This window comes from Mucilaginibacter sp. AK015 (genome assembly GCF_014200785.1).
In the GTDB taxonomy this organism is placed as follows: Bacteria; Bacteroidota; Bacteroidia; order Sphingobacteriales; family Sphingobacteriaceae; genus Mucilaginibacter.
The window spans coordinates 29250-52767 of sequence record NZ_JACHCV010000002.1; the positions used below are offsets into that span (position 1 = coordinate 29250).

The 23518-nt window shown below is 45.8% G+C and carries 20 protein-coding genes; 11 read left to right on the forward strand and 9 right to left on the reverse strand.

The window, feature by feature from the left end:
* Positions 1 to 14 precede the first annotated feature (14 nt).
* From HDC91_RS09310 to HDC91_RS09325, 4 genes are all read left to right on the forward strand, one after another.
* Complete coding sequence (locus HDC91_RS09310; RefSeq protein ID WP_183551151.1) at positions 15 to 773, forward strand: GDSL-type esterase/lipase family protein; 759 nt, start codon at positions 15 to 17, stop codon at positions 771 to 773.
* A 93-nt stretch (positions 774 to 866) separates the two neighbouring features.
* Positions 867 to 2789, forward strand: a complete 1923-nt coding sequence (abc-f, locus tag HDC91_RS09315; RefSeq protein ID WP_183552523.1) for a ribosomal protection-like ABC-F family protein — start codon at positions 867 to 869, stop codon at positions 2787 to 2789.
* Positions 2790 to 3016: 227 nt separating this feature from the next.
* Positions 3017 to 4273, forward strand: coding sequence for a type IX secretion system plug protein domain-containing protein (locus HDC91_RS09320; protein WP_255476699.1), 1257 nt, complete (start codon positions 3017 to 3019; stop codon positions 4271 to 4273).
* Between the two features lie 82 nt (positions 4274 to 4355).
* Positions 4356 to 4883, forward strand: a complete 528-nt coding sequence (locus HDC91_RS09325; RefSeq protein WP_183551157.1) for an acyl-CoA thioesterase — start codon at positions 4356 to 4358, stop codon at positions 4881 to 4883.
* Positions 4884 to 5003: 120 nt separating this feature from the next.
* Here the strand turns inward: HDC91_RS09325 and HDC91_RS09330 are convergent, their stop codons facing one another.
* Entirely contained in the window at positions 5004 to 7073 is a 2070-nt protein-coding gene (locus HDC91_RS09330; RefSeq protein WP_183551160.1) for a M13 family metallopeptidase, read from the reverse strand.
* Between the two features lie 17 nt (positions 7074 to 7090).
* Between HDC91_RS09330 and HDC91_RS09335 the strand changes: the two genes are divergently transcribed.
* From HDC91_RS09335 to HDC91_RS09345, 3 genes are all read left to right on the forward strand, one after another.
* Positions 7091 to 7252, forward strand: coding sequence for a hypothetical protein (locus tag HDC91_RS09335; protein WP_183551163.1), 162 nt, complete (start codon positions 7091 to 7093; stop codon positions 7250 to 7252).
* 203 nt (positions 7253 to 7455) lie between these two features.
* Positions 7456 to 10158, forward strand: a complete 2703-nt coding sequence (locus HDC91_RS09340) for a valine--tRNA ligase (RefSeq protein WP_183551177.1) — start codon at positions 7456 to 7458, stop codon at positions 10156 to 10158.
* Between the two features lie 109 nt (positions 10159 to 10267).
* The gene (locus tag HDC91_RS09345) at positions 10268 to 12094 is read left to right on the forward strand and encodes an ATP-binding protein (RefSeq protein ID WP_183551180.1); all 1827 of its coding nucleotides are present in this window, start codon (positions 10268 to 10270) and stop codon (positions 12092 to 12094) included.
* On the opposite strand, the gene HDC91_RS09350 is transcribed toward HDC91_RS09345, so the two are convergent.
* Positions 12091 to 12549, reverse strand: a complete 459-nt coding sequence (locus HDC91_RS09350) for a type I restriction enzyme HsdR N-terminal domain-containing protein (RefSeq protein WP_183551183.1) — start codon at positions 12547 to 12549, stop codon at positions 12091 to 12093. The two genes, HDC91_RS09345 and HDC91_RS09350, sit on opposite strands and share 4 nt — an antisense overlap.
* A gap of 122 nt (positions 12550 to 12671) precedes the next feature.
* Here HDC91_RS09350 and holA point away from each other — a divergent pair, with 122 nt between their 5' ends.
* Positions 12672 to 13694, forward strand: coding sequence for a DNA polymerase III subunit delta (gene holA, locus HDC91_RS09355; RefSeq protein WP_183551185.1), 1023 nt, complete (start codon positions 12672 to 12674; stop codon positions 13692 to 13694).
* A gap of 6 nt (positions 13695 to 13700) precedes the next feature.
* Here holA and HDC91_RS09360 read toward each other — a convergent pair whose 3' ends face one another.
* Both HDC91_RS09360 and HDC91_RS09365 read right to left on the reverse strand, forming a co-directional pair.
* The gene (locus HDC91_RS09360) at positions 13701 to 14660 is read right to left on the reverse strand and encodes a PAS domain-containing protein (RefSeq protein ID WP_183551188.1); all 960 of its coding nucleotides are present in this window, start codon (positions 14658 to 14660) and stop codon (positions 13701 to 13703) included.
* Between the two features lie 189 nt (positions 14661 to 14849).
* Complete coding sequence (locus tag HDC91_RS09365; protein ID WP_183551191.1) at positions 14850 to 15113, reverse strand: hypothetical protein; 264 nt, start codon at positions 15111 to 15113, stop codon at positions 14850 to 14852.
* Positions 15114 to 15271: 158 nt separating this feature from the next.
* On the opposite strand from HDC91_RS09365, the gene HDC91_RS09370 reads away from it, so the two are divergent.
* On the forward strand, positions 15272 to 15676 hold the full coding sequence (locus HDC91_RS09370) for an EVE domain-containing protein (RefSeq protein WP_183551194.1): 405 nt from the start codon (positions 15272 to 15274) through the stop codon (positions 15674 to 15676).
* A gap of 35 nt (positions 15677 to 15711) precedes the next feature.
* On the opposite strand, the gene HDC91_RS09375 is transcribed toward HDC91_RS09370, so the two are convergent.
* Positions 15712 to 16227 carry an O-acetyl-ADP-ribose deacetylase gene (locus tag HDC91_RS09375; RefSeq protein ID WP_183551197.1) on the reverse strand — a complete coding sequence of 172 codons (516 nt, stop codon included), beginning with the start codon at positions 16225 to 16227 and terminating at the stop codon, positions 15712 to 15714.
* 133 nt (positions 16228 to 16360) lie between these two features.
* Between HDC91_RS09375 and HDC91_RS09380 the strand changes: the two genes are divergently transcribed.
* Positions 16361 to 17695 (forward strand): rhodanese-like domain-containing protein, encoded by a 1335-nt coding sequence (locus tag HDC91_RS09380; protein WP_183551200.1) that lies wholly within the window; start codon positions 16361 to 16363, stop codon positions 17693 to 17695.
* A gap of 38 nt (positions 17696 to 17733) precedes the next feature.
* Here the strand turns inward: HDC91_RS09380 and HDC91_RS09385 are convergent, their stop codons facing one another.
* The 3 genes from HDC91_RS09385 to HDC91_RS09395 form a co-directional block, all read right to left on the reverse strand.
* Positions 17734 to 19449 (reverse strand): GMC oxidoreductase, encoded by a 1716-nt coding sequence (locus HDC91_RS09385; protein WP_183551203.1) that lies wholly within the window; start codon positions 19447 to 19449, stop codon positions 17734 to 17736.
* 151 nt (positions 19450 to 19600) lie between these two features.
* Positions 19601 to 20107, reverse strand: a complete 507-nt coding sequence (locus HDC91_RS09390) for a GDSL-type esterase/lipase family protein (protein WP_221262159.1) — start codon at positions 20105 to 20107, stop codon at positions 19601 to 19603.
* Positions 20108 to 20110: 3 nt separating this feature from the next.
* Positions 20111 to 20455 carry a hypothetical protein gene (locus tag HDC91_RS09395; protein ID WP_183551206.1) on the reverse strand — a complete coding sequence of 115 codons (345 nt, stop codon included), beginning with the start codon at positions 20453 to 20455 and terminating at the stop codon, positions 20111 to 20113.
* Positions 20456 to 20633: 178 nt separating this feature from the next.
* On the opposite strand from HDC91_RS09395, the gene HDC91_RS09400 reads away from it, so the two are divergent.
* Positions 20634 to 21926, forward strand: coding sequence for a hypothetical protein (locus tag HDC91_RS09400; protein WP_183551209.1), 1293 nt, complete (start codon positions 20634 to 20636; stop codon positions 21924 to 21926).
* Between the two features lie 79 nt (positions 21927 to 22005).
* Here HDC91_RS09400 and HDC91_RS09405 read toward each other — a convergent pair whose 3' ends face one another.
* On the reverse strand, positions 22006 to 23463 hold the full coding sequence (locus HDC91_RS09405) for a hypothetical protein (RefSeq protein WP_183551212.1): 1458 nt from the start codon (positions 23461 to 23463) through the stop codon (positions 22006 to 22008).
* Positions 23464 to 23518: the final 55 nt, after the last annotated feature.

Below are 23518 nucleotides of genomic sequence, written 5' to 3' on the forward strand. Positions count from 1 at the left end.
AAACCAATACCAACATGACCAATAACAACTCGCGTCGTAATTTTATAAAAACCACCGCTGTGGGCGCAGCTGCAGCTATCAGCATCCCGCAAATTGTATCTGCTTCGGCTAAAAGTTACGGAACTAAAAAGGTGCGATTGAACGATAACGATGTGATCTTGTTCCAGGGCGACTCTATTACCGATTGGGGGCGCGACCATAACAAAACTGTCCCTAATGATAACAGCGCCCTGGGCAACAGTTATGTTTTGCTAACCGCTGCCGAGTTGCTTGAAAAATATGCTGCAAAAAACCTGCAAATTTATAACAAAGGCGTGAGCGGTAACAAAGTTTATCAGCTGGCAGATAGGTGGGACACCGATACGCTTGCGCTGAAACCAACCGTACTGAGCATCCATATTGGGGTGAATGATTTTTGGCATACCCTGGGCGGCGGCTATACCGGTACTATCGACACTTACATAACAGACTACAAAAAACTGCTCGACCGCACTAAAAATGCGCTTCCCGGCGTAAAGCTGATCATAGGCGAGCCTTTCGCCATGATAGGTACCAAAGCCGTTGATGCCAAATGGTACCCCACGTTTGACCTTTTCAGGAAAGCTGCACGAGACATCGCAGCGGAATACGACCTGCCATTTATACCCTACCAAACCGTATTTAATAACGCACTTAAACAAGCGCCCGCCACTTATTGGACACTCGATGGCGTACACCCCAGCCTTGCCGGCGCAAAACTAATGGCGCAAGCCTGGATGGAAACGATAAGGTAGGGCTCACAGCCAAAAGCACTATTATTTCCCATTACAAAGCTTTCCGCTTTGAACTTTAAGCTTTCGGCTCAAAACCGTATCTTTGCGGCCGAAATGATAGCTATAAATAACCTTACGTTCGAGATTGGTGCGCGGGCCTTGTATGATGAAGCCAACTGGCATATTAAACCGGGAGAAAAAATTGGCCTTATAGGCGCTAACGGTACAGGGAAAACCACCCTGCTTAAAATGATCGTTGGTGAATACACCCCAACCTCGGGCACTATTTCAATGGCTAAGGACCTTACCATGGGCTACCTTAACCAGGACCTGCTTTCCTACTCATCTGATAAAAATATTGTGCATGTTGCCATGGAGGCCTTTGAACGCCAAAACCAGCTGCACGATGAAATAGAAAACCTGCTGAAAAAGCTGGAAACCGATTACAGTGAAGACCTGCTGCACAAATTAAGCGATAAACAGCACGAATTTGAATTGCTTGACGGGTACAACATTGAATATAAAGCCCACGAAATTTTAGCGGGTCTTGGTTTTAGCGAGGCCGACTGCCAGCGTAAGCTAAGTACTTTTAGCGGGGGCTGGCGCATGCGTGTAATGCTTGCCAAAATACTTTTACAGGCGCCTGATATCCTTTTACTGGATGAGCCTACCAACCACCTTGACTTACCATCCATCCAATGGCTGGAAGATTACTTGAAGGCCTTTAGCGGCGCTATAATCATCGTATCGCACGACAGGTGGTTTTTAGACAGGGTAATTAACCGCACGGTTGAATCGCGCAAGGGTAAACTAACTGTATACGCGGGTAACTATACTTTTTACCTGGAAGAAAAAGCACTGAGGGCCGAAATACAACGCGGCGAGTTCAAGAACCAGCAATCGAAAATACGGCAGGAAGAGCGCCTGATAGAACGTTTCCGGGCCAAGGCATCCAAAGCAAAAATGGCGCAGTCGCGCATTAAAATGCTCGACAAAATGGAGCGTGTAGAAGACGTTGACGATGATAACCCCGAGGTTAACTTCAGTTTTAAATTCAGTAAGCAATCGGGCCGCCATGTGGTAACATTAGAGCACATCACCAAAAAATACCCTGCTATCGATATCCTGGATGATGCAGAGGCAATTATTGAAAAAGGTGATAAAATAGCGCTAATAGGTGCTAACGGTAAAGGTAAATCAACCCTGCTGCGTATTGTTGCCGGTGCTGATAAAGAGTTTGAAGGAAAAGCGATAACCGGCCATAACGTTACGCAAACCTTTTTTGCGCAGCACCAGTTAGAGAGCCTGCACCTGGAGAACCAGATACTGCAGGAACTGCAATCCTTCGCCCCAAAACATACCGAAACGGAGCTGCGCTCGATATTGGGTTCGTTCCTGTTCACGGGCGATGATGTATTTAAAAAGATCAAAGTACTATCGGGTGGCGAAAAATCGCGCGTAGCGCTGGCTAAGGCCTTAACCGCGGATGCAAACTTTTTGGTACTGGATGAGCCTACCAACCACCTGGATATGGCATCGGTTAATATATTGATACAGGCACTGCAGCAGTACGAAGGTACGGTGATAGTAGTATCGCATGACAGGCATTTCCTTGATAATGTGGCCAACAAAATATGGTTTATAGAAGACCAAAAGATAAAACAATACCCGGGCACTTATGCCGAGTACGACGAATGGGCGGCTAAACGCAAGTTAGAGCCCAAAACAGCCGTGCCTACCCCGCAACCTAAAAAGGAAGAAAAAAAACCGGAGCCTGTTAAACAGCCGCAAAGCGAAAACAAAAACCAGCAGCTAAAAAGGCTGAACCAGGACCTTAATAAGCTGGAAGAACGTATTGCCGAAATAGAAAAGGATGTAAAGGTGCTGGAAGTACAACTGGCCGACGACACTATTTACAACCAGGCCGAGAAACTAAAGCAGGTTAACGATAACTATCAGCTCAAAAAGTTAGAGCTTAGGGAAAACCAGGCACGCTGGGAGGCCCTTGCCGAACAGATAATGGAACTGGAAGCATAACGCTAAAAGCTTTAATTAGCATGGGCAGTTGCAAGAGTAGCTGCCTTTTTGTTCGCGGCAGCAACATAGTATGAGCGATCAAAAAGCGCAATGTCATGGTGAGCTTGTCGAACCATTAGCGAATTGCCCGCCGCGCACCCTTCGACAAGCTCAGGCTGACACTCGTATCTCATTTTCATATCCGAAATAATGCGGTATAACAAACGTTTTGTTGTTATCTTGTGATGATGAAAAGTTTTTTACTAAGCCTGTTCCTGTTAATTTCCGTTGCATGTTTTGCGCAAAGTACACCGTTTGATAACAGCGTTTACCGGCACGAGATAAAAAGCGTTGAGTTTTACAACTCAAAAAAACCGGCATCCTTCCCGGTAATAGAACTGGGCGGGCGCGAAACGGTTACCCTGGGTTTTGACGACCTTAGCGGTGCCAGCCGCACTTTTAACTACGCCCTGCAGCATTGCGATGCCAACTGGCGCCCATCTAACCTATCGCCCTCTGAGTACCTGGAAAGCTTTACCGACGATCGCATTAATGATTATACCTACTCATCAGGTACATTCCAAAAATACACCCACTACGAGGTTAAGATACCTAACCGCAATATCATCCCTAAGATATCCGGCAATTACATATTAAAGGTTTATGAGGACGGCGACCCTGCCAAACTGATACTTACCCGCAGGCTTTACGTGGTTGATAAGCGGGTATCGGTAAGTGCAAATATTATTGCATCAAACAATGTATCGGCAAGGCGCACCAATCAAAAGGTAAATTTCACCATCGACTATACCGGCTTGCCCGTACAAAACCCCAACACCGACATCCGGGCATTTTTAATGCAGAACGCCCGGCTCGAAACGGGGATCATGAACAACAAGCCAACCTACATACGCGGTACGCAGCTGGTTTATAACGACGTTAACATTAACGATTTTGCCGGCCGTAACGAGTTCAGGCATTTTGACACCCGTACGCTAAAGCTCAACTCCGAACGAATATCCAAGATCTATAAAGATACTGCCAACACCGTAATGCTGCTGGGCGACCCAAACCGCAACCTGCCAAATTATACGTTGCTTTACGATATCGACGGCAAGTTTTTCATCCTTAACCAGGATGGTAACGACCCGCGACGCGACGCGGATTACGCGTACATGTATTTTACCCTGGCGGCCAATAAATCGCAGGCAGAGGGCACAGCCTATATTGTGGGCCAGTTTAATGATTATAAGCTAGACGATAACAGCAAGCTCACTTATGACGATCGCGGGCGCTGGTACACCAATTTACTGTTAAAACAGGGCGTTTACGATTACCAGTACGTTTGGGTAAGCAACGCCACCAGGCAACCTGATGATACCGCTTTAGAAGGCAACTATTTTGAAACCGAGAATGAATATCAATTACTTGTTTACTACCGGCAAACCGGCGCGCGGTACGAGCAGTTGGTGGGGTATAACATGCTTACAACTACAAGGCAATAGCATTTATCGCCGTAAGGTAAAGAACAGGCTTCTCTTGTTTATTAAGCGCCCATACTTCCCTGCTAAAGTTTATCTTTGCGTTATGAAAGGAAAATCATCCAAAGAATCGTATACTATCATGAACGAACTGGTGTTACCCAATGACACCAACACCCTTAACAATTTAATGGGGGGCCGTTTACTGCATTGGATGGATATCGCTGCGGCTATATCGGCACAAAAACATTGTAACCGTATAGTGGTAACCGCGTCGGTAGATAACGTGTCCTTTCAGCACCCGATAAAACTGGGCGATGTAATTACCATAGAAGCAAAGGTTTCGCGCGCGTTTACCACCTCTGTTGAGGTTAGGCTGGATGTATATGCCCAAAACATACCATCCGGTACGAAAGTTAAAAGCAACGAAGCTTATTATACATTTGTAGCCCTTGACCAAAATGGCCGCACCATACCCGTGCCGCCTATGCTGCCCGAAACAGACGAAGAAGTTGCCCTTTATGATGGCGCACTGCGCCGCCGCCAGTTAAGACTGATACTTGGCGGTAAAATGAAACCGGATGATGCTACCGAACTAAAAGCCCTGTTCTTTGGAGCATTAGATAAAGATTAGAGATTTATTAGTCGGAGATTAGGAAATTATAAAAAAGGAAGCCCGACGTTTGTCGGGCTTCCTTTTTTATATCAATCAAATGATTCTAATCTCTGATCATAACATTTAATATCTAAATCCCTACCACACTTTTATCCTATCCTCGGGGCTTTTGTACATTTTATCGCCGGGTTTTACATCAAAGGCGGTGTACCAGGCATCCATATTAGTAACCGGGGCGTTGGTGCGGAATTGCTCGGGTGAGTGTGGATCAGTCAGGATACGCTGCGCTGCTGCCTCGGGACGCTGCGAGCTTCTCCAAACCTGCGCCCACGATAAAAAGAAACGCTGATCAGGCGTAAAGCCGTCGATTTTTGTGTTTGACTGTCCCTGTTTGGTTTTCTTAAAAGCCTCATAGGCAACGTTAAGCCCACCCAGGTCGGCAAGGTTTTCGCCAAGGGTAAGCCTGCCGTTTACGTGCATGGTATCAACCACGGTAAAGGCATTGTATTGGGCTACTACCCTATCGGCGCGGGTTTTAAATTTATCTGCGTCGTCTTTTGTCCACCAGTCGCGCAGGGTGCCATCGGCGTCGTACTGGCGGCCCTCGTCGTCAAAGCCGTGGGTCATTTCATGGCCTATCACCGCAGCTATACCACCATAATTTATGGCGTCATCGGCACCAAAATCAAAAAACGGGAACTGCAGTATCCCCGCAGGAAAAGCAATTTCGTTGTTGGTAGGGTTGTATGATGCATTTACGGTTGGCGGGGTCATACCAAATCGTGTCCTGTCTACCGGTTTGCCCAGGCGGCTAACGTTGAAATTATAACGCCATACGGCTATACGCCTTAGGTTTCCGGCATAATCATCGCGGTTGATCACCAGGCCGTTGTAAACCTCCCATTTATCAGGGTAGCCAATTTTAACACGGAACGCAGCCAGTTTTTTAAGCGCGCGTGCCTTTGTTTCTTCGCTCATCCAGTCAAGGCGTTTTATGCGGTCTCCAAGGGTAACCTTAAGGTTGTTCACCAGGTCAACCATGTATTTTTTCGCCGCCGGGGTAAAGTATTTTTCAACGTACAACTGGCCCAGCAACTCGCCAATGCTGCCATCTATCAGGCCGCTCATGCGCTCGTTACGCGGCGTTTGTACCTTTTGGCCGCTAAGGCTGCTGCTATATGCAAACCCGGCCTTAACAAACGGAGAGCTCAGCGATGACGCGGAACCCTTTAATATATTCCATTTTAAATAGGTTTTCAGATCGTTTACCGGCGTGGCAGCCAGCAACGCATCGGCATCTTTAAAAAACGCGGGCTGCCCAACTATAATGGTATCCTGCCCGGCTACCTTTAGCATGGGCAACAACTTAACCCAGTTTAAATGCGGAGTGGTTTTACTGAAATCTAAAACCGAGAACTTGTTATAGGTTAAATGAGGGTCGCGCTGGGCTACACGGCTCAGTTGCGATTTTGCCAGCGCTTTTTCCAATTCAAAGATCATATCCGCGTTTTTAGCCGCCTCGTCTGCGCTGGTACCAGTTAAGGTGAACAGCGTGGTAATGTAAGTTTTCAGCGCGTCCTGTATCTTTTGGGTGCGGGCATCACTTTTCAGGTAATTATCCCTGTCGGGCAGGGTGGTACCGCCCTGCCGCAGGCTAACAATATAGCGGTCAACGTTTTTCTCGTCCTGGCCAACGCCAAAGCCAAACAGTGGGCTGCCTATTCCGTTAACGCGTTCGTAAACCAATTCGTTCACAATGCCGTTAAGATCGGTTATATTGTTAATGCGCGCCAGGTCGGCTGCAATTGGTGTATAGCCTTTCTTTTCAATAGTAAGGCTATCCATACCGCTGGCGTAAAGATCGCCAACGCGCTGTTTAAGGCTGCCTTTTGGCTGGCCCGGGGTTTTGCTTACCTCGTTAAGCAGGCCCAAAAGGCGGTCGGTATTTTCCTGCCTTAAAATATTGAAGCTGCCCCAGCGGGTCTCTTTGGCAGGTATAGCATTTTGTTTTATCCAGTTGCCGTTGGCATATTCAAAAAAGTTATCGCCGGGTTTTACCGACAGATCCATATTGGCCGGGTCGATATATTTTTTAGGCGGGATAGTATGATGTTTTTGGTTGGCTGGCTTAGGGCCGTTACCGGCAAAGGCGGTTACCGACAGGCACAGCGCACCCATCAGCATTAAATTGGTAAACTTTAGTTTCATGATAAATCAGTAAAACCATGAAGTTAATTTTTTATATGCGGGATGGCAAATATTTGAGCAGGCGCATTTATTTATTAAACCAGTTGATAACAACTGACAGGCGCGACATTTTGATAAAAGCCACCAAAAAACGATTTAAGGGCACTGTTTTCATGTCTGGATTTGTTTACAATGTATAAACGTATGTATGTAAAAATATTGTTGCTGATTGTTTAAACTGATTAATTCATAATTGTTCCACATAAAACTTACCCACAACCCCCGCCGCGGGAGAGGGCTTTAAAACCAATTTAAATAATCTTGGCTCCTGTGCAACGGGTTGCGGAGAGGCTATCTCATTTACCTATTCCCAATTAGCGCCAAATAGTTATTTTTGCAGGCTATGAGTATTGCAAAAACCTATTCGCCCGCACAAGCCGAAGAAAAATGGTATAGTTACTGGTTACAGCACAATTTTTTCAGGTCGGTACCTGACGAACGTGAACCTTATACCATTGTGATCCCTCCGCCAAACGTTACCGGCGTGCTGCACATGGGCCATATGCTAAACAATACCATACAGGATGTTTTGATACGCCGCGCCAGGATGAACGGCAAGAATGCCTGCTGGGTACCGGGTACAGACCACGCCAGCATTGCTACCGAAGCAAAGGTTGTGGCCATGCTAAAAGAACGGGGCATCAGCAAAAAAGACCTTACCCGCGAAGAGTTTTTAAGTTACGCCTGGGAATGGAAAGAAAAATACGGCGGCATCATCCTGGAGCAATTAAAAAAGCTCGGCGCTTCGTGCGATTGGGAACGCACCAAATTCACCATGGACGAGGATATGAGCGAGTCTGTTATAGACTACTTTATTCACCTGCACAAAAAAGGCTGGATATACCGCGGCGTGCGTATGGTTAACTGGGACCCGCAGGGAAAAACTGCCGTTAGCGACGAGGAAGTTATTCGTAAGGAGGTAAATCAGAAGCTTTATTATGTTCGATATTATTTGAGTCAGAAAGACGGAAAGTCAGGAAGTCCGAAAGACGAAGCCTCTCTTTCGGACTCACCGACTTCCGGACATTCGGACTTCTTAACCATCGCAACTACCCGCCCTGAGACCATTATGGCCGATGCTGCGATATGTATCAACCCAAATGATGAGCGGTACACGCACCTGCATGGCAAATCGGTTTTTATTCCGCTGATAAACCGCGAGATACCGGTTATACTGGATGAATATGTAACCATGGACTTCGGTACCGGCTGTTTAAAGGTTACCCCGGCGCATGATCTGAACGACTACGAGCTTGGCCAGCGCCATAAGTTGCCGGTTATTGATATTTTAAACGACGACGCCACCCTTAACGAAAAGGCGCAGATACTGGTAGGCGAAGACCGTTTCGCCGCCCGCAAAAAGATAGCAGTGCTGCTGGAAGAAGCAGGCGCGCTTGAAAAAACAGAAGATTACACTTCGCAGATAGGCTACAGCGAACGCACAAACGCCGCTATCGAACCAAAGTTAAGCATGCAATGGTTTTGCAAAATGCCCGAGCTGGCTAAACCTGCCCTGGATTACGTGCTGAACGGCGATGTAAAGCTGATACCCGAGAAATTTATCAACACCTACCGCCACTGGATGGAGAACGTTAGGGACTGGAACATCAGTCGCCAGCTATGGTGGGGGCAGCAAATACCGGCATACTACCTGCCAAACGGCGAGTTTGTGGTAGCCAAAACCAAAGAAGAGGCATTAACCCAGGCACAAAAAGCAGATGCATCGCTTACTATAAACGACCTTACCCAGGACGAAGACGTTTTAGATACCTGGTTCTCGTCGGGTTTGTGGCCGATGTCGGTTTTTGATGGCGTACGCAACCCTGATAACCCCGAGATAAATTATTACTACCCTACAAACGACCTGGTGACAGCCCCCGAGATTTTGTTCTTCTGGGTAGCAAGGATGATCATGGCAGGGCACGAACTGCGCGAGCAGAAACCTTTTACCAACGTTTACCTAACCGGTATTGTGAGGGACAAACTGGGCCGCAAAATGTCAAAATCGTTAGGTAATTCGCCCGACCCTTTAGACCTGATAGAAAAATACGGGGCGGATGGAGTACGTGTGGGTATGCTGCTATGCTCGCCTGCGGGTAACGACCTGATGTTTGACGAAAGCTATTGCGAACAGGGCCGTAACTTCGCCAATAAAATATGGAATGCCTTTAAATTGGTAAAGGGCTGGGAAGCAAACGATAGTATTGCGCCGGCCAATCAAATTGCCATTGAATGGTTTGGCAGCAGGCTGAACCAGGCATTGGTTGATATTGAAAGCGACTTTAAACAATACAGGTTATCTGAGGCGCTAATGACCACCTACAAACTGGTGTGGGACGATTTTTGCGCCTGGTACCTGGAGATGGTTAAACCTGCCTACCAGCAAGGCGTTGAAAAACAAAAAGTCGATCGGGAAACCTACGATGCTACGGTAGCTTATTTTCAGGATATATTGAAGGTATTGCACCCTTATATGCCGTTTATTACCGAAGAGCTGTGGCATGATGAGTTGTTTGGCACCCGGGCCGATCTGGATTGCTGTATTGTTGCACAACTGCCAGTTATCGGGCAAATAAATACCCGCCTGGTTACCGAGATAGAAGTAGTGCAGCAGGTGATAGCGCAGGTAAGAAACACGCGCAACAGTAATAAATTATCGCCTAAGGACACGTTACCGTTAGCGGTAAAAACGAATTCGGCTATTAATTATAAAACGTACGAAGGCGTTATTAAGCAACTGGGCAACATCAGCGATGTGAGTTTGGTGAACGATGCAATTACCGGCGCAAATAGCTTTATTGCAGGTACAGACGAGTTTTTTATCTCCCTTAACATAGAAATCGATGTTGAAGCTGAACGGGCCCGGCTTGAAAAGGAAAGTGATTATTTGGCAGGGTTCCTGAAGTCGGTAAACGCCAAACTGGGAAACGAACGTTTTATGGCAAATGCCAAACCCGAGATAATTGACAACGAACTTAAAAAGAAAGCTGATGCCGAAGCCCGGTTAAAAATAGTGGAAGATAATTTACGCGGCCTGGCAGGCTAATTGCATGGCATAAAGGCACGTTGATACTTAATTATTAAGTTATTGTGTATATTATTACCGCAATATTTAATATTTTAGTTCGTCCTAATTTTACCGGCAAGCAAAGGAAGTGGATTTTTTTAATTTCTCTATTAATAAAATACTTACCCGGGAGCAGTCAATACTTGACCAGGCCCGCATCCGCTTGCTATACTATGGCTTTTTGTTAGCTATTGTTGGCATTGGCGCGCTGTATCTGAGCGTATACCTTCAGGATTTGCATGTAATGTCGATCACATTAGGTGCTACCCTCTTGCTTATCATTGCGCTGTTCAAGTATCTTACCTATAAACCACACTGGCATACCATATCGCACATATTGCTTGTAATGGGTACGCTCATAAACCTGGCCACGGTGTTTGTGATCATGCAGGATGTAAACATCATTACCATACAGATCATCATCCTGGTTATCGTATTCAGCTTTTATATGCTGGGGCAAAACTGGGGGATGTTTTTTTCGCTGCTTAACCTGCTGCCGGTATTGATATTTATGGTAATGCAGTACGACCACAATTATTATATCGATTTTAAGCCTGAAAAGTCTGATCAGTCGACCACTATTATCGCCATTTTCGCCAATTTTATCCTCATCATATTTATTCACAGCCACTTTTACAGCGCGTTTTTAAAAAATATAAAGCAGCTTAAAGAAACCGGCGAAGAGCAGGCGGCTTTGAATATAAAATTTGAAAGGGCTATTGAAAAGGCCGAAAAATCGTCGCAGGTGCAGTCGGAGTTTTTATCCACCATGTCGCACGAGATACGCACCCCGTTAAACGCGGTAATTGGTATGAGCAACCTGCTGCTGATGAATAACCCCCGGCAAGATCAAAGCGAAAACCTGGAGATACTGAAATTCTCGGCTAATAACTTGCTGGCTATTGTTAACGATGTACTTGATTTTAATAAGATAGAATCGGGCAAGGTGGTGTTCGAGAAGATCAAGTTTAACCTGGTTGACCTGATGCAGAATATCTGCGGCGGGCAAATTATCAAAGCCGAGGAAAAAGGCTTGTTGTTTAAGCTGGATATCGACAGCTCGTTGAGGCGAAAGGTAATATTTGGCGACCCCACCCGCCTAACCCAAATAATTTTTAACCTGGTTAGCAACGCCATAAAATTTACAGCGCAAGGCAATATATGGGTAAGGGTAACCTGCTTAGAAGACCGTCATAATAACATTACGGTTGGTTTTTCGGTAAAAGACACGGGTATTGGTATCAAAAAAGAAAACCTGGAAACGATATTCGAGCCTTTTACCCAGGAATCGATAACCACTACCCGCCAATACGGCGGCACCGGCCTGGGGCTGGCTATTGTAAAGCGCCTGCTTGAGCTGCAAAACCTGCAGATGCATGTAAGCAGCAAAGTGAACGAAGGATCTGAATTCTCGTTCAATATGGAGTTCCCGGTATCCACCGAAGCCGTTGCCCGGATAAAAGAACCCACAGCCGAACCACAGCCCCAACAACCGCAACAGCCGCAGGTGGCCGAAGTTGAGGACAGCAGCAGCAGCCTGCGTGTTTTGATTGCCGAGGACAATCCGGTTAACGTTATGCTGATGAAAAAGCTGCTTTCGAAATGGAAGATAGTGCCAACAATAGCCGAAAATGGTGAGCGCGCCGTAGAAATTATGCAATACGGCAACTTCGATATTATTTTAATGGATTTGCAAATGCCGGTGATGAACGGCTTTGACGCCTCCATGGAAATACGCAAAATGCCCGACCCGGCTAAAGCGAATATTCCGATTATAGCCTTAACAGCATCCGCCCTGTTTGATATACGCGAACAGGTAATCAACGCCGGCATGAACGATTACGTGGCCAAGCCCTTTAAACCAGATGAGCTGATGGAAAAGATGCAAAACCTGGTAGCTGCTGTAAACAGTTAAAGCTTATTATAAGCAGGCAGGTCCTGTAAAAACTTAAAACTTTCGGTATCGTGGTCAATGTGGCAGTAATAATGCTGTAAACCGTTGGTTACTGCCATAAGTTGTACTTTATGTACCATGTTATAGCGGGCCGCCTGGCTAAAGGTAGCCTGGTTAATCGTAACCGAAGGCGCCTTACACTCAACAAGCAGTATTTTTTGGCCGGCTGGGTTAAACACAATAATATCGGTGCGTTTAGCCATGCCGTGCAGCTTAAGCCCTCCTTCCAGCTTTATCAATGTTTTGGGGTATTGCTTTTGCCTGATCAGGTATTGTACAAAATGCTGCCGCACCCACTCTTCGGGGGTAATAATAATGGTCTTCTTCCGCAACTCGTCAAACACGGTTAGCTTGCCGTTTTGGTCGGTAAGCTTAAAAGGGTATGGCGGTAGGTTAAGGGGCTGCAATAAATCCATTTTTGAATAAATCAAAAGTAAAAAGTTAAAAGTCAAAACGCATAGCATATCCAATTAAGTTGAGGTTTATTATTCCACAAACACTACTTTTTACTTTTAACTTTTTACTTTTGGCTTAACCCATGGCCGCTCCCGACATTATAAAAGACCTTAAGAACCGTAAGTTTAAGCCCCTGTACCTGCTACATGGCGAAGAGCCGTATTATATAGACCTAATAAGCAATTACATCGAAAACAACCTGCTAACCGATGCCGAAAAAGGGTTTAACCAAACCATATTATACGGCAAGGACACCGATATCATGACGGCCATTAACGCTGCCAAACGGTATCCCATGATGAGCGATTACCAGGTGGTGATGATCAAAGAGGCGCAGGATATGAAATGGGGCCGCGATGATGACGATAAAAAAAACATTAACCCCATACTAAGCTACCTTGAAAACCCGCTGCCAAGCACAATAATGGTTTTTTGCTATAAATACGGCAAATTTGACAAGCGTAAAAAAACCTATAAGGCTATCGAGAAGAATGGGCTGGTGTTTGAGTCGGCAGCTTGGTACGACAGCAAAATACCGGGTTGGATAGAGGGCTACGTAAACGATAAGAAATACAAGATAAGCCCACAAGCGGCGGCCATGCTTGCCGAATACCTGGGTAACGACCTGTCGAAAATTGCCAATGAGCTGGATAAGCTGATGCTTAACGTTACTGCCGGCCAGGAAATAACCCTACAGCTGATACAGGATAATATCGGTATCAGCAAAGAGTATAATGTTTTTGAGCTGCAGAGCGCATTAACAAAAAAAGACGCCTATAAAGTTAACCAGATCATAAATTACTTCGATGCCAACCCAAAATCAAATCCTATTGTGCTGGTATTGGGTAACCTTAATAACTTTTTCAGCAAGGTGCTGGCCTACCATTATGTTAAAGACCGCACCCCGCAAAACCTTGCCCGCGAACTGGGTGTTAGCCCCTACTTTTTAAAGGATTACGAACAGGCGGCGCGTGGTTACAACCTGGGCAAAACCTTTGAGGTAATCAGCTACCTGCGCGAGTACGATTTGAAAAGCAAGGGTGTAGAATCAAACACCGACCACGGCGGTTTGATGAAGGAACTGATGTTTAAGATATTGCATTAAGCCGCATCAGGTCAAGGTTTTCTCAACCCGGGCGTTAATATCTTTGATGATATGATCAAGCTCAACGGCGCTTAGCTTAAGCATTTTCAATGGCTGCTCCAGTTGCTCGTTGTTATGGGGGGTGCCGTCTAAGGAATTGATGATCCCCATGATGTTGGCCAGTGGCTTACGTATCAAATGCGAATTGATGTATGCGATCTGGTCCAGGCTTTGGTTTTTAAGGTTTATCTGTTCTTCGCCGTGCTTTTGTCCGGTGATGTCCTGAAAGTAAACCGCAAGCCCTTCTGCACCCGGATAAACGGTAAAGCATATCCATTTATTCAGCGGCGACACATATTCTTCAAACTTAACCGTTTCATGTTTTTCGAGCGAAAAGTTAAATTGCTTAAAAACCTCCAGCTGGCGATAATATGGGTATAAATGCCATAGCGTTTTGTGCAAAACAGCAGCCCGTTTTGTTGCCAGTATGCGTTCTGCTTCCTTGTTAAGGTAAGTTATACGCAGTTTACTATCCAGTGTAATAAACCCGTCTGTTATACTTTCCAGGGTCTCGTTAATTTTATTTACCGCTTGGGTGAGCTGTATATCCTTAAGTTTTTGTTCCGTAATATCGTGTATAATAACCATGCGGCAGTGGCAGCCGTTATAAGTTACATTGTACGATGTAATGTTCACATAAATGGTGCTGCCATCCTTTTTTAGGTGAGTGAGTTCTTTTTTTACAGTTTGGCTATGCTTTATCCGTTTGATAAGGGCAAGCATATCCTGCTGTTCATAAACGGGCCGTATTTGCGAAAGTGTTATTTCATACAGGAATTCTTCGCGGGTATAGCCATAGTGTTTTATGGCCGCATCGTTCACTTCTTTAAACATCAGCGTATCAACCTCCACAATCCACATGGGGTTTGGGTTGTGATGAAACAACACACTAAAGCTGGCATCATCGTTACTGATCCTTAAAGACATAATTTACATAGCTGCGCAGATAAACACTGTTAATACAATTATATATAATATAGCGTTAAGATTAGCTATAAATTAGTTTTTTCGTAAAAGGAAATAATAAATGGTATGACTTACAGAAAAGCGCTGGTTCCATATCAGTTAGACGCGGGCTGTAAGCCCCGTTGCCATTAAAACTTATGGTTTAATAAGTCAATGTACCCTTGGGTGTAATACTTCCGGGTTTAAAATTTCTGGCAGGCAGCTATTCCTATGATATATAACAACTCTTACCGCATCGCCCAAATTAAACGAATATTTGCTCAGGTCTATCTCAAAGGCCGAGGACTCGAACGCATCCGAAGTAGTCATGCCATTAACTTTCACCTCGTAAACACAAAAAGTTTCACCAAAATTACTATAAGGGTTTTTTACATACAGGTTGTGGCCTGTATAAATGCCATCAATTTCTATCATAACGCGTTCAGGTTTAAACAACAATATCGCAATTATTTATAATAGTATACGTGCTGATAAAGATATTCAAGACCAAATAATTTTAATTTTTCAACGCATTTTGTCACCTTTACCACAAGTTAAGGCAACAAACTAAAGCACCCCCGATACCTTATAATATGCACCATTGGTTAGTAAAATCCGAACCTGTAAAATATAGCTGGGAAAAATTCAATAAAGAAGGCCGCACCTTTTGGGATGGTGTGCGTAATTACCAGGCACGCAATAACTTAAAACTGATGAAAGAGGGCGACCTGGTGATGTGGTACCACAGTAACGAGGGCAAAGAAGTAGTAGGTATTGCCCGTGTGGTTAAAGAGTTTTACCAGGACCCCACTACCGATGACACCAACTGGGTAGTGGTTGACCTTGAACCCGTTGAACCGTTGAAAAAACCCGTTACCCTTGAACAAATAAAAGCCGATGAACGCCTGAAAGACGTCGGGCTGATCCGGCAGGGGCGCTTATCAGTAATGGCTTTAAAGCGTGAAGAATTTGACCGGATAATTGAATTAGGCAGCTAACTTTCCGGAAAAATTCTTAAAAAAATTGAAAATTTTTAGAGTAATTTCTGGTAAATTCTATAGTTCTCGTCATCGAAACAAATAAACATTACCTCCCGGATTTCTTCGTTCCCATATAGAAATTCGTTAACTGTTTTAACCGCTATTTCCGCCGCTTTGTCTTTCGGGAAACGGTAAACACCGGTACTGATATTCGGAAAAGCAATGGTGTTAACATTATTGTTCACTGCTATGGCAAGGCTGTTGACGTAGCAATTTGCAAGCAGGGTTTCCTCGCCGCGTTTGCCACCACCCCAAACCGGCCCCACCGTGTGTATCACATATTTGGCCGGCAGCTTGCCGCCGGTAGTAATTACAGCATTGCCGGTTTTGCAGCCTCCCTGCCGGTTAACTATGTTAACGCACTCTTCCAGTATCTGCTTGCCGCCTGCACGGTGTATGGCGCCATCAACGCCGCCGCCGCCCATGAGGCTGCTGTTGGCCGCATTTACAATAGCATCAACGGCCAGTTTCGTTATATCGCCTTGCCGCAGTATTATACGTTTATCCATATCAGGTTAACCAACAATACTTAACGTATGTTTTAAACTGCACACGGCGTATTGTCAATATTTACCTCGCCCCTACATTGATGGCTTTCAACCATTCAACTAAACGTATATCTTTGCGGCACTGACACATTATATGATAGTTCACCAATTTTACGATAAGGGCCTGGCACATGCCTCGTACGCCATTATCCGCTCGGGCCGGATGGTTGTTATCGACCCTGCCCGCGATCCGCAGCCATACTATGACTTCGCCGCCCTGCATAACGCGGATATCACGGGCGTTATTGAAACACACCCCCACGCCGATTTTGTAAGTTCGCACTTGGAGATACATCAAACTACCGGCGCAGTAATTTATGTGAGCAAACTGGCCGGCGCCGGATACCCGCACGAAAGCTTTGACGACGGCGACGTGATATCCCTTGATGATATCAAACTTAAGGCTATGAACACCCCCGGCCATTCGCCCGATTCTATTTGTATTTTACTGGAGGACGAAAACGGCCGCGACTGCGCCGTATTTACCGGCGATACGCTTTTTGCCGGCGATGTGGGCCGACCCGACCTGCGCGAGAACGCAGGTAACATTACCGCAAAAAAGGAGCAACTGGCCCGGCAAATGTACCATAGCACCCGCGAAAAGCTGATGGTACTGCCCGCCGATGTTACGGTTTACCCCGCCCACGGCCCGGGCTCGCTGTGTGGTAAAAGCATGAGCCCCGACCTGCAAACCACCATTGGCAAAGAACTGCGCGAAAATTACGCCCTGCAGCTGATGGACGAATTGGCCTTTGTAAAAACCTTAACGGCCGACCAGCCCTTTATGCCAAAATATTTTGGTTATGATGTAGAGCTGAATAAAACCGGGGCTCCTAACTTTGAGGAAAGTATTGGCATGGTAAACCGGCCGTCGAAAAGTATCCCTTTGGAAAAAGGCGCTTTAGTTATTGATACCCGCACCAAAGATGTTTACCGCGCTGGCCACGTTAAAAGCTCGATCAACCTGCAGGACGCTGAAAAATTCGAGACCTGGCTGGGATCAGTGATAGGGCCTGATGAACAGTTTTATTTAATAGCCGGCAATGATGAGGAATTAGAGCGAATGATAGCCAAAACAGCTAAAATTGGTTACGAAAAAAACATAATTGCCGCGATGTTGCCTCCTGAAGCCGCCACTGAGCGGTCGCCTGAGCTTAAATACGATGATTTTAAAGCACACCCGGATGACTATACCATTATTGATGTGCGCAATTGGGCCGAAATAAAGGCAGGCAAATTATTCAGCAACGCCCTTACCGTTCCCCTGCCCGAGTTACGCGAGCGTATAAGCGAAATACCGGCCGATAAACCCATAGTGGTGCATTGCGCCGCGGGTTACCGCTCGGCAGCGGCGGCAGGTATTGTCGAAAGCAAAATAACCGGGGTGCCGGTTTATGACCTTGGCGAAGCCATTAACGACTGGAAGTAAGTCGCTGCGTTAAAACTTATAGCAAGTAATGCACATAGCTACACCTCGCCCTTTTTCAGCGCGCTTACAGCGTAATTTGCAGCGCGCGCGGTTAGGGCCATAAAGGTAAGCGAAGGGTTCTGCGTACCGGTAGATGTCATACACGCGCCATCAGTTACAAATACATTTGGGCATGCGTGCAACTGGTTCCACTTATTCAGTAACGATGTTTTAGGGTCGTGCCCCATGCGTATGCCGCCCACTTCGTGAATATCAAGCCCCGGCGCCTGTTTGCTATCATTGGTGGCAATATCTTTGCAGCCTGCCTTGTCCAGCATTTCGGCACCCTGCACCAAAAAGTCTTTCAGCAGTTTTTCATCGTTATCATCATAATCAACAGCAATACGTAATTGCGGTATGCCCCATTTATCGTTTTGCTGGCGGCTTAGCTGTACAAAGTTGCTTTCTTTAGGTATGGTTTCGCCCTGCATCATCATATAAATGCCCCATGGGCCGGGTTCGGCAATGGCATTTTTGTAGTCCGCGCCAATAGGTGCGCCTTGGGTAAAATGGCCCCAGCCCGGGCGTGTTGCGGTATAAAACGTCATATAACCACGCAAAAAGTCCGTCTCTTGCTTACGTACGTTCCTGAAGTTAGGCATCATCACCGCTGTTGGCCTGCGCCCGTAATAATAACTATCCATCGGCCCGTCGAAACTTGCCGTCATAGACCCGCGATAGTTATGAAATGCAATGTATTTACCAAGCAAGCCGTTATCGTTGCCCAAACCATTGGGGAAGCGGCCCGATGTTGAATTAAGCAGGATAAGGTTGCTGTTTAAAGCAGCGGCATTAACAAAAATGATCCTGGCAAAATACTCAATGGCTTTGTTGGTATGCGCATCTATCACCCTTACGCCAAGGGCCTTTTGTTTTTTTTCGTCGTAAATGATGGAATGTACAACCGAATCTGGCCGAAGGGTTAAGTTACCTGTTTTGGCGGCCCAGGGTAGGGTGGATGAGTTAGAACTGAAATATCCGCCGAAAGGGCAGCCCCGTTCGCACAAGCTGCGGGCCTGGCACTGGCCCCTGCCCTGCTGCAAATGTATTTCTTTGGGTTGGGTAAGGTGGGCGCAGCGGCCAATGATAACATCCCGGTCATGGTAATGGGCCATAATGCGCTTTTGGATCTCCTTTTCCACCACGTTCATTTGCCATGGAGGCAAAAAGTCGCCGTCGGGCAGCGTTTCCAGGCCATCGCGATTACCGCTTATCCCGGCAAACTGCTCTACATGGGTATACCAGGGCGCGAGGTCGTTGTAGCGTATTGGCCAGTCTACCGCGAAACCGTCGCGCGCGGGGCCTTCAAAATCAAATTTGCTCCAGCGCTGCGTTTGCCTTGCCCAAAGTAATGATTTACCCCCAACCTGGTACCCGCGAATCCAATCAAAGGGCTTATCCTGTACATAAGGGTGTTCCTTATCCTTAACAAAAAAATGTTCAGACGCTTCGCCAAATGCATAACACCTTTCGGCAATAGGGTTTTGCTGCTTCACCTGCAACGGCAATTGGCCCCGATGCGGAAAATCCCAGGGGTTTTTTGTAGCCGTAGGATAATCTTTTAAATGCACTACATCCTTGCCGCGTTCTAATACCAGGGTTTTAAGGCCCTGGCCACAAAGCTCTTTAGCCGCCCAGCCGCCGCTTATACCCGATCCTATCACGATAGCATCAAAAGTATTGGCCGCAAGCTTGTTTGAATTTACATATGCCATGATTGGTGGTTTGGAAACGGAAATTAATGATTGTTGACCGTAAGCGCAAAGATATATTGATGCTATTGGCAAATACTCCTGTAATCAACCTGCATGCCTAAACCTTTACAACACTTCCCTTATCACCGGCCATACCGTTTCGGCCACCACCTTACCCTTCGGCCGAGGGGTGCAGTCTGTCCCATAAGTTAAGGTGCTTTACACCTGCCACGCCTGATAATAAAAAGGGCACAAAGGCCATTTGATTGTCCTTTGCCAGTTTGGGGTATATGGCGTTAAAAGCAATAGCCACTTGGCCGCCTAAAAATAAAGGCACTTCCATACCCAGCAGTACCAGTTTAGCCTCCGGGTATTTGTTTTTTACACGATTAACTATTTCCTGCAGGTTTTGAGCGATAAGGCCTGGCGGCGTGCCTTTACGTATATCATTTATTCCCAGCTCAAGCACAAATACCGCTATGGGTTTATTCAGCCAATGATCCAACCGGGAAAGGCCGCCTGTTGTAGTATCGCCGCTAAGGCCGGCATTTATTATTTGATAGTGAAGGCCCAGGGCGTTTATTTTATCGCCGATAAGCGCCGGGAACGATTGGGCCGCGGCATTACCAAGCCCATAGCCGGCTGTGAGGCTATTGCCAAAAAACAATATATTTTGCATGGATCAGGTCCCCTCCAAATTCCACAGACCGGGGTGATCGCGGTAATGGCTTACGCTTTCTATAATTTCTTGTATCTCTTCTGTGGTTAGCTCATCGCGACCGTCGGCGGTGTATGTAAACAATTTGCCCGGCTCCTCAAAGGTTATATAACCCAGGTAATTGGGGTCGAGCTTTTTTTCCAGGAGCAGCTCGCTTTCCTGTCGATCTTCCTCTTCCACATCATCCCCCCCGTCGTTATAAATATTATAAGTATAGGTTATTACCTGATGACCATTTACCCGGGCCTGCGTGTTCGGTATAACCTTTACAGGCCTGTCATTCCCTACTGTAAAGTATATAGGTATCATTGGCTGCGCTTTAGTTATCAAAAAACAAATGTTGTACCAAATAAGCGTTGCGTTGCCTGTTATCAGTAATTATAAACATTTGTTTTAAGCCAAACCTACCGCGTACGCAATTTTAAAAGGTGTAAATACTTTAAAATAAACGGTTTATTATTATTTTAGGGTAACCAACCTTAATTAAATGACAAACACCGCAGCCGAGCCGGCCTACTGGTCGCCATTGCGCAAGCTCTCTTTGCGCTTCTTCATGATATTTTTTATTGCGTACATCGTTTTTAACCCCAACGGCGTTTTGCCGAATATTGATAAGCTGTACGAAATTTATATTGAGCCTGTACACACGTTAATTGTTTGGCTGGGTAAGCATGTACTGCATTTAAGTAAGCCCATAACCGTGTTTACCAATGGAAGCGGCGACACCACATACGATTATGTGCTGCTGTTTTTTTGCTTTGTTACTGCAATTGTTAGTGCAATAATATGGTCGGTGGCCGATAGAAAAGCCCGCAATTACAACAACTTATTTTACTGGCTTACGGTAGTTGTACGTTATTATGTAGCCATCACCATGATAACTTATGGTTGTGTAAAAATTATAAAACTGCAGTTTCCGTCGCCATCGCCCGATAGGTTGCTGCAGCCATTTGGCAATGCGTCGCCTATGGGCCTGGCCTGGACCTACATGGGGTATTCGACCGGCTTTAACTACTTTACAGGCTTTGCCGAATTTACATGCGGCGTATTGTTATTTTTTCGGCGTACCGCCACACTCGGCGCTATTGTGGGGCTGGTTGTGGCGGGTAACATCATGGCTATCAACTATGCTTTTGATGTGCCTGTTAAACTGCTGTCAACCATGCTGGTGATCATGTGCCTGTATATATTAAGCAAGGACTTTATCCGGCTTACAAATTTTTTTATCCTTAATAAACCGGCTTCGGCCGCAAATTTAGGCCGGCACACTTTTAAGAAGCGCTGGAAAAACCTTACCCTGTGCATTGTAAAGTATGTATTGGTGATATATACCGTAGTAATGAATTTTTACGGTGATGTAGAGGCAATGGACCAATATGGCGATGCCGCTAAAAAACCACCTTTATATGGCATATATAACGTACAAAGCTTTGTACGCAATAAAGACACCATCCCGCCGCTTAAAACGGATACCACCCGATGGGATAAGCTGACTATTAGTTATGCTGGCCGGGCGAGGGTGATCATGAGCGACGATACCAGCCGGATGCACGATTTTAAGATAGATACGCTTAAACATACCATTGATATGTACAGCTACGCCGACACTACCGGCAAAGCGCATTATACTTACAGCCAACCATCTAAAGATGTGCTGCTGCTAAAAGGGACCATGAGGAAAGATTCGATCAGTATACGCCTTAAAAAATACGACCTGCAAAACTTCAGGCTTTTGAACAGGGGCTTTCACTGGATAAATGAGTATCCGTATAACCGGTAGATTGCCAAAACTGATGTAAAAAAAGCGGCTACCCGAAATGGATAGCCGCTTTATAATTAATTATTAATTGATCTTATGATTAGTTTACTGCGCCTGGTGTTGTGTAAGGCATCACCTGCGGGTTATAGTTAGCCCAGCCTGCGCTCCAATCCTCGGTACCAAATGCACCGCGGTAAGCTACTTTCTCAAAAAACGCATCGGCCAGTTTGGTGTCGGTAAACACCGCGCCCGATGCAGCAATTGAGCCTGCTTTTACTGTAAATATTGGTGTACCCGGCAATGCAAAGTCTGATGAGAATTTAAACGGATCGTTTATCAAAGCATCAGCGTACTGGCTTGCGTCAAAAATGTTGGCAGCGCGCAGGGTAGCTTCAAAAATAGCTTTCTGGGTTGCGTTGTCACCTTTTACTTCGTTACCTTTTTTGTTGCTTCCGTAAATAATGTTGTTAGCAAATTTTAAGCGGCCGGCCGTAAAGTTTGTTGAGGTAGCACCCGCTGTTGCAACTTTTGAATCGTCGATATAAATACCTTCCTGGAAACCTGAGAATATAGAGTTGAAGATACTTTCGGCAGAGTTGCGGCGTATTTGCGCAGCGTGCTGATAGTTAGCATTAACAGCTGGCAATGTTGCACCTGCTGATGCAGGTAATACAGGGCCTAATAAGGTCATATTAGCAAACACAGCCGAAGTTTGAGGGGTTTTATCTGAACCCGAGCCATCATTGTCAGATTCAAAAGCGTTTGAGCCCGATACGTCGGCAATGGTTGGATAACGTTGTGCCAAACCAAACTGAACTTTACCCGAGAAACCAAAGTCGGTATCAAAATCATCGTCAAGGCTGCCTATAGCTAATAAGTGTTTAGCGTTTACTGTACCGCCAAACCATTCGTAAGCGTCATCGCCAGAGCGGTAAACCTCTACATAATCAATAGTAGTACCGGCACCAACGCCGCCAAAAGTAATACCGTTGATCTCGTTATCGGGCGAGAATGGGATACCTGCGTACTCTACACGTACATATTTCAAAGTGCCTGAGTTGTCGTTAGGATCGTTGCCGCCATATTGTTTGTATTTGGCATCGTTACCTTTACCATCAAGGCCACCTTCGATATTTACGTTATCGCCCTGGTTAACCGGCGCCTTACCCAAAAGGATAATACCGCCCCAGTCGCCGGCTGTACGTGTACCTGCAGCAAAAGATGATGTAAATACAATAGGTTTAGCCGGTGTGCCTATGGCCGAAATTTTTGCACCACGGGTAATTATTAATGTGCCTTTGCTTGCCTTATCACCTTTAACGATGGTTCCGGGCTCAACGGTTAAGGTTGCGCCATTGGTAACATAAACAAAGCCTTTTAAAGTGTAAATTTTGTCGGCTGTCCAGGTAGTGTTGGCATCTATATCTCCGCTAACCTCTACAGTGTTGCCGTTTTGAACAGGCGGGTCAACAATAGGATCGATAATGGCATCTTTCTTACTACAAGAACTTGCCATAATAACTGCGCTAAGCGCTAAAAACAATAATGATTTTTTCATGCTGATATCTCTCGATTTTTTAACAAATAACGGCCGCCTGTATTAAGTAAATATT

What these genes read in the sequence shown, in the direction of transcription:
- abc-f (WP_183552523.1), top strand. Translation starts at nt 867, where the DNA reads ATGATAGCTATAAATAACCTTACGTTCGAGATTGGTGCGCGGGCCTTG.
- HDC91_RS09370 (WP_183551194.1), top strand. Translation starts at nt 15,272, where the DNA reads ATGCACCATTGGTTAGTAAAATCCGAACCTGTAAAATATAGCTGGGAA.
- HDC91_RS09365 (WP_183551191.1), bottom strand. Translation starts at nt 15,113, where the DNA reads ATGATAGAAATTGATGGCATTTATACAGGCCACAACCTGTATGTAAAA.
- HDC91_RS09405 (WP_183551212.1), bottom strand. Translation starts at nt 23,463, where the DNA reads ATGAAAAAATCATTATTGTTTTTAGCGCTTAGCGCAGTTATTATGGCA.
- HDC91_RS09360 (WP_183551188.1), bottom strand. Translation starts at nt 14,660, where the DNA reads ATGTCTTTAAGGATCAGTAACGATGATGCCAGCTTTAGTGTGTTGTTT.
- HDC91_RS09325 (WP_183551157.1), top strand. Translation starts at nt 4,356, where the DNA reads ATGAAAGGAAAATCATCCAAAGAATCGTATACTATCATGAACGAACTG.
- HDC91_RS09335 (WP_183551163.1), top strand. Translation starts at nt 7,091, where the DNA reads ATGAAGTTAATTTTTTATATGCGGGATGGCAAATATTTGAGCAGGCGC.
- HDC91_RS09390 (WP_221262159.1), bottom strand. Translation starts at nt 20,107, where the DNA reads ATGCAAAATATATTGTTTTTTGGCAATAGCCTCACAGCCGGCTATGGG.
- HDC91_RS09350 (WP_183551183.1), bottom strand. Translation starts at nt 12,549, where the DNA reads ATGGATTTATTGCAGCCCCTTAACCTACCGCCATACCCTTTTAAGCTT.
- HDC91_RS09340 (WP_183551177.1), top strand. Translation starts at nt 7,456, where the DNA reads ATGAGTATTGCAAAAACCTATTCGCCCGCACAAGCCGAAGAAAAATGG.
- HDC91_RS09395 (WP_183551206.1), bottom strand. Translation starts at nt 20,455, where the DNA reads ATGATACCTATATACTTTACAGTAGGGAATGACAGGCCTGTAAAGGTT.
- HDC91_RS09385 (WP_183551203.1), bottom strand. Translation starts at nt 19,449, where the DNA reads ATGGCATATGTAAATTCAAACAAGCTTGCGGCCAATACTTTTGATGCT.
- HDC91_RS09320 (WP_255476699.1), top strand. Translation starts at nt 3,017, where the DNA reads ATGAAAAGTTTTTTACTAAGCCTGTTCCTGTTAATTTCCGTTGCATGT.
- HDC91_RS09330 (WP_183551160.1), bottom strand. Translation starts at nt 7,073, where the DNA reads ATGAAACTAAAGTTTACCAATTTAATGCTGATGGGTGCGCTGTGCCTG.
- holA (WP_183551185.1), top strand. Translation starts at nt 12,672, where the DNA reads ATGGCCGCTCCCGACATTATAAAAGACCTTAAGAACCGTAAGTTTAAG.
- HDC91_RS09375 (WP_183551197.1), bottom strand. Translation starts at nt 16,227, where the DNA reads ATGGATAAACGTATAATACTGCGGCAAGGCGATATAACGAAACTGGCC.
- HDC91_RS09310 (WP_183551151.1), top strand. Translation starts at nt 15, where the DNA reads ATGACCAATAACAACTCGCGTCGTAATTTTATAAAAACCACCGCTGTG.
- HDC91_RS09380 (WP_183551200.1), top strand. Translation starts at nt 16,361, where the DNA reads ATGATAGTTCACCAATTTTACGATAAGGGCCTGGCACATGCCTCGTAC.
- HDC91_RS09400 (WP_183551209.1), top strand. Translation starts at nt 20,634, where the DNA reads ATGACAAACACCGCAGCCGAGCCGGCCTACTGGTCGCCATTGCGCAAG.